Source organism: Erwinia billingiae Eb661 (assembly GCF_000196615.1).
In the GTDB taxonomy this organism is placed as follows: domain Bacteria; phylum Pseudomonadota; class Gammaproteobacteria; order Enterobacterales; family Enterobacteriaceae; genus Erwinia; species Erwinia billingiae.
Map to the genome: position 1 here is coordinate 2,259,341 of NC_014306.1, position 19,165 is coordinate 2,278,505.

A 19,165-nucleotide genomic window follows, 5' to 3' on the forward strand; every position below is an offset into this window, starting at 1 on the left:
CTGAGCACACCCACGGTGAGGATATTAAATAATTGTTAAATTGCGCGCTTAGCCGTCCGCTTACCACCTAAGCTGGTTATTGATATCACTTATATCGTTAATTCATTGTTAAATAATATGTTTTTCCCACGCTGGCAGGCCCGTCAGGATGTTTTTTGCTAGCAGATTATGCGTGTTTGTCGAGTAAATACAGTATCAAAGTGATGCCTTTGCCGCTTTCCTCTGAATTTTTATATGAAAAGTCGCGAAGTGTCGTGCCGTGGCTGGATCGCAGCACATATTTTCAGTAGGTTATAAACAGTTTGAAACAGATCCTGCACCGGTCGTTTGGGCCGTTGCAGCAGGACCAACCATCATTTCACCTCTGATGAAAGGGATTATTATGCTAATTGGAATAACCAAAGAGCGGTTGCCCAACGAAGCGCGAGTCGCTGCAACACCGAAAACGGTAGAGCAGCTTTTAGCACTCGGCTTCAGCGTGGCGATTGAGCACGATGCCGGGAAGCTGGCCAGTTTTGATGATGCTGCCTATGCGGCCGCCGGCGCCACGCTGGTCGACACCGCTACCGTCTGGCAGTCAGATATTATTCTGAAGGTCAATGCACCGGATGATGCCGAGATTGCCTTGACCCGCGAGGGCAGCACGCTGGTGAGTTTTATCTGGCCAGCCCAGAATCCTGAACTGTTGGAGAAACTGGCAGCGCGCAACGTGACCGTGATGTCGATGGACGCCGTGCCGCGCATTTCACGCGCTCAGTCGCTGGATGCATTGAGTTCGATGGCCAACATCGCCGGCTACCGCGCGATTGTTGAGGCCGCCCATGAGTTTGGCCGCTTCTTCACCGGTCAAATCACCGCCGCAGGCAAAGTACCGCCGGCAAAAGTGATGGTGATCGGTGCGGGTGTGGCGGGTCTGGCAGCGATTGGTGCCGCTGGCAGCCTTGGCGCGATTGTCCGTGCTTTTGATACCCGCCCGGAAGTGAAAGAGCAGGTGCAGAGCATGGGCGCCGAGTTCCTTGAGCTGGACTTTGAAGAGGAAGCGGGCAGTGGCGACGGCTACGCAAAAGTGATGTCAGAAGCCTTTATTAAGGCGGAGATGGCGTTATTTGCGGCACAAGCCGAAGAGGTCGACATTATTGTCACTACCGCGCTGATCCCAGGGCGCCCGGCACCGAAGCTGATCACCGCTGAAATGGTGGCTTCGATGAAGCCGGGCAGCGTGATTGTTGATTTAGCGGCGCAAACCGGCGGTAACTGCGAACTGACCGTCGCCGATCAAGTGACCACCACCGCAAACGGCGTGAAAATCATCGGTTATACCGATCTGCCAAGCCGTTTACCGACGCAGTCCTCACAGCTGTACGGCACTAACCTGGTTAACCTGCTGAAGCTGCTGTGCAAAGAGAAAAACGGCGAAATCAGCGTAGATTTCGAGGATGTGGTGATCCGCAGCGTCACGGTTATCCGTGAAGGTGAAGTGACCTGGCCGGCACCGCCGATTCAGGTGTCTGCTGCCCCGAAAGCGGCTCCAGCGGCGAAAGCTGTCGAGAAAGTTGAGAAGGCGCCGGTTTCTCCGTTGCGTAAATATGTGCTGTTCGCGCTGGCGATCGTGCTGTTTGGCTGGTTCGCCAATGTCGCACCTGCGGCGTTCCTGTCGCACTTTACCGTTTTTGCACTCTCTTGTGTGGTCGGCTATTACGTGGTCTGGAACGTCAGCCATGCCCTGCACACGCCGCTGATGTCGGTGACCAATGCCATTTCAGGCATCATCGTGGTCGGTGCCGTCCTGCAAATCGGTCATGGCGGTTGGGTCAGCTTCCTGTCCTTTGTTGCGGTGCTGATTGCCAGTATTAATATTTTCGGTGGTTTCACCGTCACTCAGCGCATGCTGAAAATGTTTCGTAAGAACTAAGGGGTAATCAATGTCTGAAGGATTAGTGACTGCAGCATACATTGTTGCCGCAATTCTTTTTATCTGCAGCCTGGCTGGGCTGGCGAAACATGAGACGGCTAAACAGGGCAACCTGTTCGGTATCAGCGGTATGGCGATTGCGCTGCTGGCGACCTTGCTTGGTCCGGACAGCGGCAACGTTGGCTGGGTCCTGTTAGCGATGGTCATCGGTGGCACCATCGGTATCCGTCTGGCGAAGAAGGTCGAAATGACTGAAATGCCAGAGCTGGTTGCCGTGCTGCACAGCTTTGTCGGTATGGCCGCAGTGTTAGTGGGCTTTAACAGCTACCTCGATCATGGCCCGGGCCTTGATTTGGTGCTGGAAAATATCCATCTGACCGAAGTGTTTATCGGCATCTTTATCGGTGCGGTGACCTTCACCGGTTCTCTGGTGGCCTTTGGCAAACTGCGCGGCAAAATTTCATCCCGTCCGTTGATGCTGCCGCATCGTCATAAGCTGAATCTGCTGGCGCTGGTGGTTTCACTCTGCCTGCTGATTGCCTTTGTCCGCACCGACAGCACCGGAGTACAGGTGTTTGCTCTGCTGATTATGACGGTGATTGCGCTGGCTTTCGGCTGGCATCTGGTGGCCTCAATCGGCGGTGCGGATATGCCGGTGGTGGTGTCAATGCTCAACTCCTATTCAGGTTGGGCAGCGGCGGCAGCGGGCTTTATGCTCAGCAACGATCTGCTGATCGTCACCGGTGCGCTGGTGGGCTCCAGCGGGGCGATCCTCTCGTACATTATGTGTAAGGCGATGAACCGCTCGTTTGTCAGCGTGATTGCCGGTGGGTTTGGCACCGACAGCAGCTCAACCGGTGAAACCGATGAAGTGGGTGAGCACCGTGAGATTGATGCGCAAGGCACGGCAGACATGCTGAAAAACTCCACCTCGGTGATCATTACCCCAGGCTACGGCATGGCGGTCGCGCAGGCGCAATATCCGGTTGCGGAAATTACTGAAAAGCTGCGCGCCCGGGGCATCAAGGTTCGTTTTGGTATCCATCCGGTCGCGGGTCGTCTGCCTGGGCACATGAACGTGCTGCTGGCTGAAGCGCGCGTTCCGTACGATATCGTGCTGGAAATGGATGAAATCAACGACGATTTCAGCAGCACCGATACCGTGCTGGTGATTGGTGCCAACGACACGGTGAACCCGGCTGCGCAGGAAGATCCACGCAGTCCAATCGCGGGTATGCCGGTGTTAGAGGTGTGGAAAGCGCAAAACGTGGTGGTATTTAAACGTTCAATGAATACCGGCTATGCCGGTGTGCAAAACCCACTGTTCTTTAAGGAAAACACGCAGATGCTGTTCGGCGATGCGAAAGCCACCGTCGATGCCATTCTGAAAGCCCTGTAAAAGTGCCCCGTCAGCGGGGGCTTAAGGTGTAAAAAAAGGCCGGGATTTCCCGGCCTTTTTGTTGTTCAGAGACTGACATTAATCGTCTTCATCATCATCAAGTTCAATCGGCGAGGTAAAACCGTCGGGCTTAATCGCCAGCAAATCGCAGCGCAGATGATCAATAACCTGTTCCGCGGTATTGCCGAGGAACGCCGCAGATATCCCGGTTCGGCCAATCGTGCCTAATACCACCACACCCGCATCCAGATGTTCCGCTAAATTCGGGATAACCTCTTCCGGCAGGCCTTTATCGACGTGGGTAAACTTCTCATCAATGCTGAATTTTTGCCGCAACGCTTTCATCGCCAGCAGATGCTGACCGCGGATCGCATCGTTATAAACGCTCGGGTCAAAGTCCGGCAGTTCAATGGCGATATTAATGGGCGTAATCGGGTAAGCGCCTACCAGATGGACTTCGGTATGGTTGACTAAATCAGCCAGTTCCAGCGTCTCTTTTACCAGCTTGGTATTGAGTGGGTCATGATGCGGTTCTTCACTGGCAAGGTTAACGGCCACCACGGCGCGGCCACCTTCAGGCCACGGCTGATCCTTCACCATCCAAACCGGGCACGGGCATTTACGCAGCAGATGCCAGTCGGTAGGGGTAAAGACTACGGCCTGCAGGCGATCGTGCTGGTGAGCCATCTTCAGCACCAGGTCATAACGTCCATTCAGCACTTCCTGAATGATCGCCTCGTAAGGGCGGTTATGCCAGATCACTTTGATCTCAATGTGGACGCCCGCATCCAGATAAGACTGGGCCTGTTCGCGGATCCATTCGGTGCGCTGACTGACCACGCCTTTCCGCATGGTGGTGCGTTCATCAGGCGACAACAGGGTGGTCATTTCGTATGAGAAATCATAAATCGGCAGGAAAGCCGTGATCCGGCCACCGAGGCGCTGGTTCAGGTATACGGCACGGCGTAGCGCAGGCTGATCGTCCTGCTGCGGATCGACCGCCACGAGAATGTTTTGATACTTGGTCATAACGGGTTCTCCAGACACTGATCGTGATAGGTTAAAGATAGCCCAATAGCGGCCCGTGCAGAAGGAAAAAGTTATAGGCGGATCAATATTATAACAAATAATAAGCAGGCTATTCACACCTCGCCAGCCGGCTAACAACAGCAGAAAAAAGGCTTAGCAAAACCGCGTTGCCAACCCGGCCCCAGCAACCCCACGCCATCAGCGGTAGCTGGCGTGTGCAAAGCAAGACGCGGTCATTTTTCAGAAATCAGAAAAAGGGGTGATTCAAAGCCGTTGGTGTTAAAAACATCCCGCCATCAAGCCGTTGAAATTAATCTTTTAACTTCATTATTTCGCACTTTAGGAATCTCTAACCCTGAACTTTATAACCGAAGCGTGAACCAATGAAAGACCGTCACAATAATCTGCGGCCAGGTTAGTAACGGCAGTCATTATAAGTCATGAATGAATAATCTGATTAAAATTGATGTTTTGGGGTTGAATGTTGTGTTAGCGAAAAAAGAGTGTGAACGATGTGATAAGGACAGGAATTTATTCGACAGAGTCACCTCTACGGATAAAGCGCTGTGTGAAGAGTGTTTACATACTGAAGTGATTGAACTGAGAAACCGGCAATGCCAACAGAATGCTGGGGCTGACAACAATGTTAAATAAGAGTGGTTTACCCATGACGGATAATATTGATGTGAGCATCATTATTCCGGTGTTTAATGCAGCGGATAGCATTGGTGATTTGATAGACGAAATTTGCCGTGAAAAACGGGTTAATTTTGAACTGATCGTCATTAATGACGGTTCCAGCGACACCACTCACGACATTATCGCCGCCATCGCCGATCCACGGGTGGTATTGATAGACCAGGTCAATAAGGGCGTTTACGCGGCAAGAAATGCCGGTTTGGCCGCTCACCGCGGCAAATGGTTGATGTTCCTCGATGCGGATGATCGTGTCGGGGAAGGGTTTATCTATAACCGCTTAATGCTGGCGGAAGAGAACCACGTTGATGTACTGGTGATGAATGCCTGGCGCGATGGCTTCGGGCATGAACATAAGGTTGCGATCCACCAGAAGCAATCCTGCAATAAAGTGATTAGCGGATTCAGCTGGATGCAAAGCTGCGTTGATAACGATGAGTGGCCCCATTACCTTTGGCTACAGCTGGTCAGGTCGGACTACGTCAAAAGGCATCGAATGACCTTCCATGAAGGCAAAAGCCACAAGGACATTTTGTGGACGGTAGAATTAGCCATCAATAATGGCAACTTTTATATTTCGGATGAGAAAGACTATACCTATCTGCACAATGCTCAGTCGATTACCAATCGCGGGGATTATTTTGATCTCAGAGCAACCAGCTATATCGATGTGATTAAAAAATTAATCAACTATTCCCGTAAGCCAGGATATGAGTCGGTCAGGCTCTGTTTATTGCGGCATGCCCTGGTTGAGACGCGACATTTTCTTGGACTGTACCGCAACCGGGTACGGGATAAGGATAAAATTAAGCGCAACTTTAAGGGGAATATTTCGCTTTCAAGACTGGGTAAGGGAATTAACAGTCCGAGTGATTTCTTCTTTTATATAAAGCTGGTGCTAAAGCTAAGATAAACAGCACTGAAAAGGCGGGAAGGGGGCAAAAACGCCGGGTTAGCAGGCCAACCCGGCGGAGTTTAATCAGGCGATGGCGCGGCTTTGTCCGGCCAGCTGCGACAGCACATCATGATCTTCAATGGTGATGTATTTGCCTTTTACCGCCAGCATTCCGCTTTTCTGGAAGCGACCCAGCAAACGGCTGATGGTTTCAACGGTTAAGCCGAGATAATTTCCAATGTCGCCACGGGTCATGGTCAGACGAAACTCGCGTGGAGAGAAGCCGCGTTCGGCAAAGCGACGAGACAGGCCGTAGATAAAGGCCGCCAGTCGCTCTTCGGCATTTTTCTTGGAGAGCAGCAGGATCATTTCCTGATCGCCTTTAATCTCACCGCTCATCAGGCGCATCATCTGCTGACGCAGGCTTGGCATTTTGCCTGACAGGTCATCCAGCGTTTCAAACGGAATTTCACACACCATGGCCGTTTCCAGCGCCTGGGAGAAACTCGGATGCTGGCCACCATTGATGGCATCGAAGCCCACCAGGTCACCCGCAAGGTGGAATCCGGTAATCTGTTCGTCACCCTGTTCGGTGATGGTATAGCTCTTAATGGTTCCGGAACGAATAGCGTACAGCGATTTCAGCTCGTCCCCAGCTTTGAACAGCGTCTGGCCTTTCTGAATCGGCTTTTTGCGTTCGATAATATTATCCAGCTGATCGAGCTCATGCTCGTTCAACGTGAAGGGAATACAGAGCTGGCTGATGCTGCAATCCTGACAGTGAATAGCACAACCGCCAGACTGGATACGTCTGTTGATAACACGCTTTTCCGGGATCATAGAGATACGCTCGATTGATTATTGACTGGGGTCAATTTTAACATTTTTTAGTCACAGAAGGGAACTGATCCGAGCAGTTTTAGCCATATAAAAAGAAGGGATGCTGTTTAAATTTGCATCCCGTTGAATATATTGATTTTAATCAAACCTAAGGCTTATCCACTGCGGTAATGCTGCCCGAATAGTGCTTTGTTTTACTCTTTTCGTTCACGCGAGCAGGTTGTTCTACTTTTATGATTAGCGTCAAGATCCCCGCAAACAGGTACAAACCGGTATAGGTCCAGACAACCCCGACGATATCAAAGAAGGGCAAAACCAGCGAGGCGATCGCCGGAGCTAAAAAGTTACTCAACCCGGCAGACAGGTTATAAATCGAAATGGCCGCACCTTTATGTTTCGGTTCCAGCACCGGGAATACCGCGGTCATCGGTACAAACGCGGCAACCGTAATCCCTAACATCACTGCCGGGATCATCGCCACCCAGTAATTGTGGCCAAAGGTGACCGGCAGATAGTAAAACGCCAGGCTGGACAGGGCGCAACCCAGGCAACCGAACCAGCGAACCTGACGGATCCAGCCGATATATTCTCCCAGCACGCCCCACATAATATTGGTGAAGATGGTGACAAAGAAGAACACCGCCCAAATCTGCAGCCACTCCGACATGCTAAAGCCCAACCGGCCGACAAACAGCATTGGCATGATCACCGCAAACCCGAACAGCGACAGGGTATTGATAATGCGGATCAGGCATGCGAGGAAGATATTGCGGTTGGTGAACAGAATCGTCACCGCTCGGGACAGCTCGGTGAACTTCTCCCGGGTGGTCAGCTTGGCCTTTTCACTTTCGCCACCCACTTTGCGCAGCAGCACCATCGCCATGACGCCGCCGACCACCACCCAGGCAATTGCGAACCACAGCGTGCCGGTTTCGCCTATCCACGGAATAGTGAAGCTCGGCAGATAGCTGCCAATACAGCCAATGCCCACCGAGTACATCGCCCAGAACCAGCCCATCGCCGATGAAAGCTGATGTTTAGGAACGTTTTGCACCACCAGCATCACAAACGAGTAGATAAACAGCGGATACGCCAGCCCACGGATGCCGTAGAACAGCAACATCAGCGGATAGTTACGCATGCCCAGTCCGAGGGTCATAAACAGGATATGCATCACCACCCAAAGGATGAAGCCAATGCGCATTGCGCGCTGCGGGGTGATAATTTCTGCCACCACACCCGAGCTCCAGGCCGCCAGCGCCGCCGCCGCACCGTAAATCGTGAACACCAGAGCGGACTCTGCCGGGCTGAATCCGAGGTCGGTGATGTGTTTTGACAGGAAGGCCATTTCGAAGCCGTCGCCACTCATAAACACCGCAATGGCGATATAACCCCAAATCAAAGACAAGGGGAGGCCGAACCAGTTTTTTGCTGATTGCATGATGATTCCTCTAAGGCGTGCAGGGCCCGGACGGACATGGCGTCCGGGATGATTTAGAAACCGAGTGCGCGAGCCTCGCGCTGTTGTTGATAGAGCAAGCGGAAATAAGCCAGCCGCTTTTGCAGCCGCTGATGGCGGCCAGCCTCAGGCAGATAGCGGGTTAATTCGGCAGGCTTGCGGCAGACCACGGCTTCGTCACCGCCATCAGCCAGCCAGCCTAATCGCGCGGCGCCCAGCGCACCGCCAGCTTCACCGCCCTTATGGGTAACAATCGGGATATTCAGCGCGTCAGCCAGCAGTTGCGCCCACCACGGACTGCGGGCGCCGCCGCCGATCAGTGAACAGCTGTTGATGCGGGTGCCCGCCTCCTCCAGCACCTGCAGGCCGTCAGCCATGCCAAAGGTCACGCCTTCCAGCACGGCATAGGCCAGTGAGGATCGCTGGGTGGCGTGCGTCAGCCCATGAAACGATCCTGTCGCCTGCGGGTCGTTGTGCGGCGTGCGTTCGCCCGATAAATAAGGCAGAAACACCGGCGCGTTGAGCTGTTCAGCAGCACTTAAGGTGGCCACTTCCGCTAACAGCGTGGTTTCTGACGCTCCCAGCAGATCGCACAGCCAGCGCAGCGCACTGGCAGCCGTCAGCATCACGCTCATCTGGTGCCAGCGCTCAGGTAACGCATGGCAAAATGCATGGACCGCAGACGCCGGATTAGGGCGGAAGCGATCGTTAACCGCGAACAGCACGCCGGATGTGCCCAGAGAAATAAACGCATCGCCCGCATTGACGGCGCCAATGCCCACCGCGCTGGCCGCATTGTCACCGCCGCCGCCGGCGATGATCACCTCATCACGCAATCCCCACTGGCGGGCCAGTTCCGGTTTGAGTTTTCCCGCAGGTTCAGATCCCTCAACCAGGCGCGGCATATGATCGCGAGTCAGGCCACAGGCAGCCAGCAGGCTGTCGGACCAGTCTCTCTTCGCCACATCCAGCCAGAGGGTGCCCGCCGCATCCGACATATCACTCAGTTTCTCACCGCTCATTTTCCAGCGCAGATAGTCTTTTGGCAGCAGGACGCTGGCCGTCTGGGCGAAAATTGCCGGTTCATGGCGCGCCACCCATAACAGCTTGGGCGCGGTAAAACCGGGCATCGCCAGATTGCCGGAAATCGCCGACAGATCGGCGGCTAATGCCATTAGCTCCTGGCATTCTGCGGCACTGCGGGTGTCGTTCCATAAAATGCACGGACGCAGCACCCGATTATCACCGTCAAACAGCACGGCGCCATGCATCTGGCCGGAGAGTCCTATCGCACGGACGCTGGCCCAACGTTCGCCGACTTTTGAACGCAGGCTGCTGACCGCCTGTTGCAGCGCCTGCCACCATTCAGCCGGATCCTGTTCAGACCAGTGCGGATGAGGGCGCTGCACCGTGAGTTTCGCGCCTGAAGTAGCGATAATCTCGCCATGTCGATCGATCACCAGCGCCTTGATTTCCGACGTTCCCGCATCAATTCCGAGATACATAACCGGCTCCTTATTCGCTTACCGGCTGCGGATGTCTGGCCCAGCTTTGCAGGCTGGCGACCGAACGCTCCAGTAACGCGGCAAACTCTGCGCGCTGTGACAACGGCCCAAACAGGGTGGCATCGGCGGCATAGCGCGCCAGCGCATCCTTATGGCTGAACATCTCATGGCGTGCCGCTGCATCAAGAGCACCGTCCTGATAGTCATAAGGCAGATCCTGTTGATGCCAGCGTTGCAGGAACAGGAAGAACAGCGCCGGGAGCAGCGAGGTCGCGCGCGGCGTTTCGCCCCGTTGGTAGGTTTCCATCAGGGTGGGGGTAATAAAACCAGGGATCTTCGAGAGACCATCGGCGGCCACGCGCTGGTTAGTGTCGCGAATATACGGATTCGCAAAGCGGGCCAGCACCACGTTGCGGTAGTTCTCAAGATCTAACGGGCTTGGCAACAACGACGGGATCACGTCCTGAGTGACATACTCCCAGGCCATCTCTTTAATTTCCTGGGTCTGAGTACTCTGGTGAATAAAGTCCTGCCCGACCAGCGTCCCGGCCCAGGCAATGCAGCTGTGGCTGGCGTTCAGGATGCGGATTTTGGCTTCTTCCCATGGCAGCACGGAGTCGACCATCTCCACATTGACCTTTTCCAGCGCCGGTCGTCCGGCGGCAAAGTCATCCTCAATTACCCACTGGATAAAGGCTTCCGCCATTACCGGCGCGTTATCGGCAAAACCGGTGGCGTCCAGCACGCGCGGCGCGATATCGGCAGTCGGACGCGGCGTGATACGGTCGACCATGGTATTGGGCGAGGTGGTATTTTCCGTAACCCAGGCCAGTAACGCCGGCTCGTTGCGCAGTTTAAGGAAGGTGAGGAAACCCTGGCGGAAACGTTCGCCGTTATGCCGCAGGTTGTCGCAGTTAAGCAACGTCAGCGGATTGCCGTGCGCGGCCATGCGGGCCAGCAGCACGCGGGTCAGGGCACCATAAATCGTCCGTGCCTCTCCCCGCAGATCGGCTTTGATATCCGCATGCTCAGGGTCTAACTGGTGATCGTTATCCAGAAAATAACCGCTCTCGGTCACGGTAAAGGCAATCACTTTAGTACGCGGATCGGCGCCTTGCTTGATCAGCCCTTTAAGCTCCGCGTCCCACGGCACCAGGGTTTTTATTGAGGTAATTTTCTCATACTGACGTTCCCCTTCCGGGGTGACGGTTTCCAGCGTGTACTCGCCATTTTGCGCGGCCAGCGCCTTAAACAGCGGTACCGCATCATCGCGAATATTGCTGAGCGCGATCTCCCAGCGGCAATCACCCTGAGCCATCAGGCGATGCAGATACCAGGCCTGATGGGCACGGTGAAAGGATCCTGCACCAATGTGCAGCCAAATCGACGGGGTAGCAGTGGTCATCATTCTCTCCTGATTTTGGGCATTTGCTCGCAAAAGGGGCTTTTGCCTGATGCGTTATAGCCTGCTGATTCTGCGCACGGCTGTCTGCGGGATAGATCACAAAATTTGCTTTTGCCCGATGGTCGGGCAATTATTCAGAGTAAGCTGGAAAAAAATCGCGGAGCCAAGGAATGAGTAAGCACAATAAGAAACTGGATCAGGCTGCCAGAGCCGCCTGGATGTATTACGTCGCTGGGGAAACCCAGCACGACATTGCCGATAAGCTTGGCGTATCACGCCAGGTGGCCCAGCGGCTGGTGGCGCTGGCGGTAGAGGAGGGCCTGGTGAGCGTCAGCATTACCCATCCGGTGGCGGACTGCATGACGCTGGCCGAACAGATGAAAACCCGCTTCAATCTGGAGATCTGTCAGGTGGTGCCGTCGGCGGGAGTGGATGGTGAAGGCTTGCAGCAGATGATCGCGGTTGCCGGCGCGGAAGTGATGGCACAAACGCTGAAGCTGGAAGACGCGCAAACCATTGCCGTTGGCTCGGGACGCACCTTGCGGGCAACCATTGATGAGCTGCCCGAGTTTGACCGGCCGCAGCACAGTTGCGTGTCACTGATTGGCGCAATTGCCAGTGATGGTTCCTGTACCCGCTATGACGTACCGCTGTGGATGGCGGAGAAAACCCAGGGCCGCTATTTTATTCTGCCTGCGCCGCTGTATGCCGACAGCGTAGAAGACCGCGATCTGTGGTGTAACCACCGCATCTATCGCACCGTCACCGAAAAAGCGGCCAGTGCCGATATCATGTTCGTTGGCATCGGGCAGGTTGCCGCAGGCTGCCCGCTGAATGCCGACGGCTTTATTACCGACAGCCAGGTGAGTACGCTGGAATCGCTTAAGGTGGCGGCAGAAATGCTTGGGCACTTTATCGGTGAGGATGGCCAGCGGGTGCCAAGCGAGTTAGATCGGCGGCTGACCAGCGTGGAACTCACCGCGCAGACGCAACGTAAAGTGATCGCCTTTGCGGGCGGTGAGGACAAGCATAAAGCGATCGCCGCCGCATTACGGGGACGCTGGGTGACCGGGCTGATCACCGATGAGGCCAGCGCCCGTTACGCGCTTTCGCGGGGCGATTAAGGGGATAGCTTCCGGCGAGACTTTTGCTAAACTTGCTGGGTGGAGCCATTCTCCACCTCCGTTTTTTTGACCTCCGGGGGACCGCAAGATGAATCTTGACGAGCAGGATCTGTTTAAAGATGCGATGGCACTGGAAGACGTTAAGCCGCTAAAGGATTGCGCCAATGTTCACTGGTTGAAATCCCCCTCAACCAAATCACCCCGAAACACCCTGGAAGACCTGCAGCTGGATAATCCCCTGACCAGCGGTTTTCTCACCATACTCCCGCGCGAAACGCCGTTAGAATTCAAGGCCGAAGGTATTCAGCAGGGCGTTCTGGATAAGCTGCGCCACGGAAAATATCCCGCCAACGCCACGCTGAATCTGCTGCGGCAGCCGGTGGAAGCCTGCCGACAGACGCTTTACAGCTTTATGCTGCTGGCCGAGCAGGAGAACTACCGCAATCTGTTGATTGTGCACGGTAAAGGGCGGGAAGATGATTCACATGCCAACATCGTGCGCAGCTATCTGGATCGCTGGTTGCAGCAGTTCGATCTGGTACAGGCTTACTGCTGCGCGTTGCCGCAGCATGGCGGCAGCGGGGCCTGTTATGTCGGATTGAAGAAAACCGAGCAGGCCCGGCTGGAAAACCGCGAACGCCACGCCAAACGCAGTCGTTAAGCCTTAAGCTGGCTACCCTGAATGGGATTTACGCACGGTAGCCAGCAGCACTTCTGCGCTAAGGCTTAACGGCGCGCCGGTACAGGTTATGATCCCCACCGATTCACCAGGCCCGTGCGATGCGATTGGCAACGCGGCCAGCGACTGATGCAGCAAATCCTCTTTGATCGCGCCCGACGGCACAAACCAGACGTAGTTGTAACGCAAGGCAAGCTGCCGGGCGAGGGACGTCGCCGACGTTTCCACCAGCGTGGACGGCAAGCGGCAGCCCTGTTCTTTGATCATCTCATCTGCCAGACGTCGGGGTGCCGTGCCTTCCGGCGAAATCACTACCGGCCAGGACAAGGCTTTGGAAAGCGTGACGTTGTCACTCAATAACGGGTGATCGGGCCGAACCACTAGCCGTAAATTTTCCATAAACAGCAGTTCATAGGTCAGCCCGGTCATCATTTCCGGATCGGCCATGCGACCGATGCCGACATCAAATTCTCCGGCTCTCAAACCGGCAATCAGCACGTTATTGTGCAGGGTAGCCACCTGAACAATCGCCTGAGGTTGCAGCTGGTGGAAGCGATCCAGTATCGACGGCAGCATCCCCAGCGCCACGGTGGTCAACACGCCCACGCGCAGCACCGCCGGCTGATCAATCTCTGCCGGGCTGAAGGATTGCCCGGCGTGATTCAACGCATCAAGGATCCTCACCGCATGGGTCAGGAACTGCTCGCCCATGGTGGTTAACTGCGCGCCCAGCCGCCCGCGATCGAATAACCGTGCACCGGCCAGCTCCTCAAGTTCGTTAAGGGTCTTGGACAGCGCAGGCTGGCTCAGCGACAGCGTTTCGGCGGCACGACCGAGCGTCCCTTGCTGAGCAACGGCGACAAAAGTGTGCAGATGGCGCAAGCGAATGCGCTGATTAAACAGGTAATTTTTATCCATAACCCAGCGTAAGTAGCAGGCCAGCCAACTGGCAAGGCGCATAAGAGAGATTTGTTAACCTTATTGCAAAATTTAGTTAACATTTACGGCTTTTGCACAGTTTTCCATCACTTTTAACCGCGTTCATAGCGGCTAAGTATCAAAGCGCATTATCAAAACGGCCTTTATTCACCGCTGTCGTAACGGTTGTTCCTTAATAAGACAGGTCAACACGCAGACAATCCGTTATCATAGCCGACACTTTTTTTCAGGAAACGTCGCCAGCCCCTGACTGCTGCTGGCCCATGGAGCGCTAACGTGGAGAGTACCGCTGCGATTGATGTGCGTGCCTTAATTAATCAAGGCAGCATCAGCCGTTACCAGCAAAGGATTATTGCCCTGTGCTTCGCCGTGGTGGCAATGGACGGCATGGACATTGCCCTGATGGGGTTTATTGCACCGGCGCTGAAAAGTGACTGGGGCGTCAGCACTCATCAGCTTGGGGCGGTGATCAGTGCCGCACTGATTGGCCTGGCGCTGGGGGCGATGCTGGCAGGTCCGCTGGCCGACCGGTTTGGCCGTCGGGTGGTGATCATCAGCAGCGTGTTCTTCTTCGGCTTATGGACGCTGATGACCGCGCTGTCGCACAACGTCGATCAAATGATGCTGTTCCGCTTCCTCACCGGGCTGGGGATGGGCGCGGCAATGCCCAATGTCGGCACGCTGGTGGCGGAATACTCTCCTGAACGTAAACGCGCCTTCATTATCACCGTGGTGTTCTGCGGCTTCACCTTTGGTGCGGCGGGCGGCGGATTTGCGGCGTCGTGGTTGATCCCCAACTTCGGCTGGCATGCGGTGCTGGTGGTGGGTGGAATTTTACCGTTACTGATGGTGCCAATCTTGCTGAAGGGATTGCCGGAATCGGTGCGGTTTCTGATCGCCAGACAGGCGCCCGCTGAACGCATCCGCCAGATCGTCGCAAAAATGGCACCGGACCAGGCACTGAACGGGCGTCAGTTCGCCATGGCGGAAAAACCGCAGTGCCACGGCGCGGCGCGGCTGGTGTTGAGCCGTCCTTACCTGCTGGGCAGCACACTGCTGTGGGGCGCCTATTTTATGGGGCTGTTCCTGGTGTATCTGATCGGCAGCTGGTTGCCTTCGCTGGTGAAAGACATGGGGATGACGGTCACGCAAGCGGCGCTGGTCACCGCGATGTATCAGGCAGGCGGCACGGTGGGTTCGCTGTTTGCGGGCTGGATGATGGACCGCTTCAATGCCAACCTGGCGCTGGCAGCGATCTATTTTACCGGTGCCATCGCCACGGTGGCGATTGGCTTTGCCCCAGCCCACACGCTGGTGCTCAGCCTGGTGGCCTTCTGCAGTGGTTTTTGCCTGAATGGCGCCAATACCGGAATGAACGCGCTGTCTGCCAGCTATTATCCCACTCACGCCCGTGCCACCGGCTCCAGCTGGATGCATGGCGTCGGGCGGATTGGCGCGATCCTCAGCGCGTTTGCCGGCGCGCAAATGCTGTCGATGGGCTGGAACATCACCGAAGTGTTTAGCAGCCTGGCGATCCCGGCGGTGCTGACCTCATTACTGCTGCTGGCGAAATACCGTTACGGCTACCGTCGCTAACCCGCAATCCCGGGGCCGATCACAAATTACCAATAATTTTTTCCGGCTCCTGCGCTTTCCAGTAATCTGACTGCATCACTGCAATAAGGGTCAGAAAATGGAAAGTAGATGGGTGTCTGCCGATAGCCTTCGCGCCGGGTTTGCCAGTGCGATGTCGGCGATGTATCAGCAGGAGGTGCCGCAATATGGCACGCTGCTGAAACTGGTCTCACAGGTTAATGCCGAGGTGCTGGCGCAGAATCCGGCCCTGAAACAGCAGCTTGAGCGGGACAATGAGCTGTCGCGGTTAAGCGTTGAACGCCACGGCGCAATTCGGGTGGGCACCGCGGCTGAACTGGCTATGTTGCGGCAGGTGTTTGCCATTATGGGCATGTATCCGGTCGGCTATTATGACCTTTCTCAGGCCGGGGTGCCGGTTCACTCCACGGCGTTTCGTCCGCTGGACGATGACGCGCTGAATGCCAATCCTTTCCGTCTGTTTACCTCGTTACTTCGTTTAGAGCTGATCGACGATCCTTCCCTGCAGCAGCAGGCGGCAGAAATTCTGGCCGCGCGCGATATCTTTACGCCGCGCTGCCGTGAACTGGTCAGCCTGCATCAGCAGCAGGGTGGATTGACCGAGCAGCAGGCGGAAGAGTTTATTCCGCAAGTGCTGGAAACGTTCCGCTGGCATCAGCAAACCACCGTTGACCAGGGCACCTATCAGGCCTTACTCGACCAGCACCGTCTGATCGCCGATGTGGTCTGTTTCCCCGGCTGCCATATCAACCACCTGACGCCGCGCACGCTGGATATCGATCGCGTGCAGGCGCTGATGCCAGACGCGGGCATCACGCCGAAAGCGATTATCGAAGGGCCGCCGCGTCGCGAGGTGCCGATCCTGCTGCGGCAGACCAGTTTTAAAGCGCTGGATGAGGCGGTGCGTTTTCGCGACGCGCAGCAGGGCACGCACACCGCCAGGTTTGGCGAGATTGAACAGCGGGGCATTGCGCTCACTGCCAAAGGCCGCGAGCTGTACGATCGCCTGCTGCAGGAGAGTGAAACGGGCACTGACAACCGCGTTCACCAGCAGAAGCTGGGCGACATTTTCCAGGCCTTCCCGGATGATGCCAAAACCTTACGCGTGCAACAGCTGGCCTGGTTTACCTTCCGCCTGAGCGAAAAGGGCCGCGCGCTTCCTGAGCAGATTGCCGCGCAGCAAAATATCGAGACTTTACTGGATGCGGGGCTAATCAGCGCCACGCCAATGATCTATGAGGATTTCCTGCCGGTCAGTGCCGCCGGGATCTTCCAGTCGAATTTAGGCAGCGAAACCAAAGCACGGAGTCAGGGCCACAGCAGCAAAGCGGAGTTTGAAAAAGCGTTAGGCGCGGCGGTGCAGGATGAAATTGCACTCTATGCCCAGCGGCAAAAAGCCAGTCTGGCGAGATGTGGTGTGACGCAGATGCGCTAAAAAAACCGGGGCATGAGCGCATGCCCCGGTTTTTTACTGTAAACGTGGATTTTTTATTAGCGCATATTTACCCGCGCCGAGGAACATAATCGCCAGCGCACCAAACAGGTAAAGCGCCTCGCCTTCCAGCGCCCAGGCCCCTACGTTGGTACGGTCCCAAATCGCGCCGGTTTTGACCAGCAGCGTGGCCACCACCAGATTCACCGCAATCACAAATGCGGCCGGACGGGTCATCAGACCGATAATAATCATAATCGGGGCAACAATTTCCCCAATATACGCGCCGTACGCCACGAAGCCGGGTATGCCATGCGGTTTCAACATATTGGCAATCCAACCGACGCCATGGATTACCTTAAATTCGCCATGAAACAGCAGCAAAATGCCAAAGGTCAGGCGCAGCACCAGCTTGCCTAAATCAGGACGATCGGTCAGGCGGGAAAATCCATTATTCAGGGCCGAAAACATGGTCAAATCCTTTCAGATAAGGGGAGAGGAAAACATAATCAAAAATGAACAGCGATGAAACTCAAATCCTCTGAATCTCTCTTTCAATCGATTTGCTGTCCGCTCAGCATAATCTGCAAATGGCCGCAAAGATTGGACTTTCGTCTCACGGCTGCAAATAATGATTAGCAGGCTATTTCAGGATGAGATGATGAGACACGATCGTTTGTTAAGGACCAGTACCGCGGAAGGACGGCTTCGCGGAAGTCTAGAAGACGGTGTTTTTGTCTTCAGGGGCGTTCCCTATGCGTCACCACCCGTGGGTGCGTTACGCTGGCAGCCGCCTAAACCCGTTAAACCGTGGCAAGGTGAGCGCGATGCCACCGCCTGGGGAAATGCCAGCTGGCAGAACCGGGAATATTGTCTGGCGGTAGGCGGAGGCGATCCGGGTAACTTTAGCGAAGACTGTTTGTATCTCAACGTCTGGACTCCCGATCTGGAACCGGCTCGTCCACTGCCGGTGATGGTGTGGATCCATGGCGGCGGTTATGCCATGGGCGCGGGCGGTCTGGCACCTTATAACGGATTGCCGCTGGCTTCGCGCGGGGTGGTGATCGTCACCATCAACTATCGACTGGGCCATATGGGCTTTTTTGCCCATCCGGCGTTAGACAAAGAGTATCCGGCGGGTGAGGTGGTGAATAACTTTGCCTTGCTCGATCAGATTGCCGCGCTGCAATGGGTACAGCGCAATATCGCCAGCTTTGGTGGCGACAGCAGCAACGTCACCCTTTTTGGCGAATCTTCCGGGGCGCGAAGCGTTCTGTCCCTGTTTGCTTCGCCGTTGGCCGCCGGGCTTTTCCACAAAGGCATTGCCCAGAGCGCCTATACGCTGCCGGATGTTCCCCGCCAAAAAGCCCTCAACACCGGCGTCAGGCTGGCCAGCCATTTCGGGCTGGAACAGGCAACGGCCGAGCAGCTGAGGGAATTACCTGCTGACGCCTTCTGGCAGCTGGACAGCTCGCTGGCTAACGGACCGGTGGCCATCGCTGGCGACTGTGTGTTACCGGAACCGATGCTCAGCGTCTTCACCGCCGCGAAACAGCTAAAACTGCCGCTGATGATCGGCAGTAACAGCGATGAAGCCAGCGTACTCAGCTACTTTGGCGTTGACCCGGCAAAAGTGATTGCCGGAGTACGCCAGACGCAGCGAATCGGGCTGCGGCTGAAAATGATCCGCATGATGTACGACGGCGTGTATGACGACAGTGAGCTGGGCCGACAGGTGGCCCGCGATATGACCTTCACCACCATGGGCTATATCGCCGCGCTGGCGCAGCACCGCAACGGCATGCCGGCATGGCGGTACTATTTCGATTATGTCTCTGAAAACGCGCGCGATCTGTATGTGAACGGCACCTGGCACGGTAACGAAATCCCCTACACGCTGGATACGCTGGACGCCTTCGGTGACGAGAAAAGCGATCGACCGTTTACCGACAACGATCGGGCATTCGCCAAAAAGGTCAGCGACTACTGGCTGAGTTTTGCCCGGGATGCCAGCGCCTTCTCGCATCAAATCGAGGGCGAGATCAACTGGCCGGCCTGGCGTCCGTGGGAAGACAAGGTGATGCGCTTTGGCGTCAAGGGGCAGGCGGTGCTGAAGCTGGAAAAGCGCTTTATGCGCCGACGGACCCAGTTGTTCCGTCTGTTGATGAAAGGGATGGTGCGGTTAAACGACTAGTTGCGTAACATAATTATTTCTCCGCTAAATCGAATGTTTTGGC

15 protein-coding genes are annotated in these 19,165 nt (G+C 55.5%); 8 read left to right on the plus strand and 7 right to left on the minus strand.

Features of this window, described 5'->3' with window-relative positions:
* Positions 1 to 382: 382 nt before the first annotated feature.
* Together pntA and pntB are read left to right on the plus strand one after the other, a co-directional pair.
* Positions 383 to 1,912, plus strand: a complete 1,530-nt coding sequence (pntA, locus tag EBC_RS11835; RefSeq protein ID WP_041692290.1) for a Re/Si-specific NAD(P)(+) transhydrogenase subunit alpha — start codon at positions 383 to 385, stop codon at positions 1,910 to 1,912.
* Positions 1,913 to 1,922: 10 nt separating this feature from the next.
* Positions 1,923 to 3,311 carry a Re/Si-specific NAD(P)(+) transhydrogenase subunit beta gene (gene pntB / locus EBC_RS11840; RefSeq protein ID WP_013202025.1) on the plus strand — a complete coding sequence of 463 codons (1,389 nt, stop codon included), beginning with the start codon at positions 1,923 to 1,925 and terminating at the stop codon, positions 3,309 to 3,311.
* Positions 3,312 to 3,389: 78 nt separating this feature from the next.
* Here pntB and uspE read toward each other — a convergent pair whose 3' ends face one another.
* Complete coding sequence (uspE, locus tag EBC_RS11845) at positions 3,390 to 4,340, minus strand: universal stress protein UspE (RefSeq protein ID WP_013202026.1); 951 nt, start codon at positions 4,338 to 4,340, stop codon at positions 3,390 to 3,392.
* A gap of 625 nt (positions 4,341 to 4,965) precedes the next feature.
* Between uspE and EBC_RS11850 the strand changes: the two genes are divergently transcribed.
* On the plus strand, positions 4,966 to 5,949 hold the full coding sequence (locus EBC_RS11850; protein WP_231853691.1) for a glycosyltransferase: 984 nt from the start codon (positions 4,966 to 4,968) through the stop codon (positions 5,947 to 5,949).
* A gap of 66 nt (positions 5,950 to 6,015) precedes the next feature.
* Here the strand turns inward: EBC_RS11850 and EBC_RS11855 are convergent, their stop codons facing one another.
* From EBC_RS11855 to dalD, 4 genes are all read right to left on the minus strand, one after another.
* Complete coding sequence (locus EBC_RS11855; protein ID WP_013202029.1) at positions 6,016 to 6,771, minus strand: FNR family transcription factor; 756 nt, start codon at positions 6,769 to 6,771, stop codon at positions 6,016 to 6,018.
* A 148-nt stretch (positions 6,772 to 6,919) separates the two neighbouring features.
* Positions 6,920 to 8,212 carry an MFS transporter gene (locus tag EBC_RS11860; RefSeq protein WP_013202030.1) on the minus strand — a complete coding sequence of 431 codons (1,293 nt, stop codon included), beginning with the start codon at positions 8,210 to 8,212 and terminating at the stop codon, positions 6,920 to 6,922.
* A 53-nt stretch (positions 8,213 to 8,265) separates the two neighbouring features.
* A complete protein-coding gene (xylB, locus tag EBC_RS11865; RefSeq protein ID WP_013202031.1) occupies positions 8,266 to 9,735 on the minus strand; it encodes a xylulokinase in 1,470 nt (489 codons plus the stop codon).
* A gap of 10 nt (positions 9,736 to 9,745) precedes the next feature.
* Positions 9,746 to 11,140: a D-arabinitol 4-dehydrogenase gene (gene dalD, locus EBC_RS11870; protein WP_013202032.1), complete on the minus strand. Its 1,395-nt coding sequence runs from the start codon at positions 11,138 to 11,140 to the stop codon at positions 9,746 to 9,748.
* A gap of 170 nt (positions 11,141 to 11,310) precedes the next feature.
* On the opposite strand from dalD, the gene EBC_RS11875 reads away from it, so the two are divergent.
* Both EBC_RS11875 and smrA read left to right on the plus strand, forming a co-directional pair.
* Positions 11,311 to 12,264, plus strand: coding sequence for a sugar-binding transcriptional regulator (locus tag EBC_RS11875; protein WP_013202033.1), 954 nt, complete (start codon positions 11,311 to 11,313; stop codon positions 12,262 to 12,264).
* Positions 12,265 to 12,352: 88 nt separating this feature from the next.
* Positions 12,353 to 12,925: a DNA endonuclease SmrA gene (gene smrA / locus EBC_RS11880; RefSeq protein WP_013202034.1), complete on the plus strand. Its 573-nt coding sequence runs from the start codon at positions 12,353 to 12,355 to the stop codon at positions 12,923 to 12,925.
* A 12-nt stretch (positions 12,926 to 12,937) separates the two neighbouring features.
* On the opposite strand, the gene EBC_RS11885 is transcribed toward smrA, so the two are convergent.
* Positions 12,938 to 13,861: a LysR substrate-binding domain-containing protein gene (locus tag EBC_RS11885; RefSeq protein WP_041692291.1), complete on the minus strand. Its 924-nt coding sequence runs from the start codon at positions 13,859 to 13,861 to the stop codon at positions 12,938 to 12,940.
* Between the two features lie 297 nt (positions 13,862 to 14,158).
* Between EBC_RS11885 and EBC_RS11890 the strand changes: the two genes are divergently transcribed.
* On the plus strand, positions 14,159 to 15,478 hold the full coding sequence (locus EBC_RS11890; RefSeq protein WP_013202036.1) for an MFS transporter: 1,320 nt from the start codon (positions 14,159 to 14,161) through the stop codon (positions 15,476 to 15,478).
* A gap of 97 nt (positions 15,479 to 15,575) precedes the next feature.
* Positions 15,576 to 16,931: a 2-oxoadipate dioxygenase/decarboxylase HglS gene (hglS, locus tag EBC_RS11895; protein ID WP_013202037.1), complete on the plus strand. Its 1,356-nt coding sequence runs from the start codon at positions 15,576 to 15,578 to the stop codon at positions 16,929 to 16,931.
* Between the two features lie 33 nt (positions 16,932 to 16,964).
* Here the strand turns inward: hglS and EBC_RS11900 are convergent, their stop codons facing one another.
* The gene (locus EBC_RS11900; RefSeq protein WP_013202038.1) at positions 16,965 to 17,399 is read right to left on the minus strand and encodes a DoxX family protein; all 435 of its coding nucleotides are present in this window, start codon (positions 17,397 to 17,399) and stop codon (positions 16,965 to 16,967) included.
* A gap of 190 nt (positions 17,400 to 17,589) precedes the next feature.
* Here EBC_RS11900 and EBC_RS11905 point away from each other — a divergent pair, with 190 nt between their 5' ends.
* A complete protein-coding gene (locus tag EBC_RS11905) occupies positions 17,590 to 19,122 on the plus strand; it encodes a carboxylesterase/lipase family protein (protein WP_013202039.1) in 1,533 nt (510 codons plus the stop codon).
* Positions 19,123 to 19,165 lie beyond the last annotated feature (43 nt).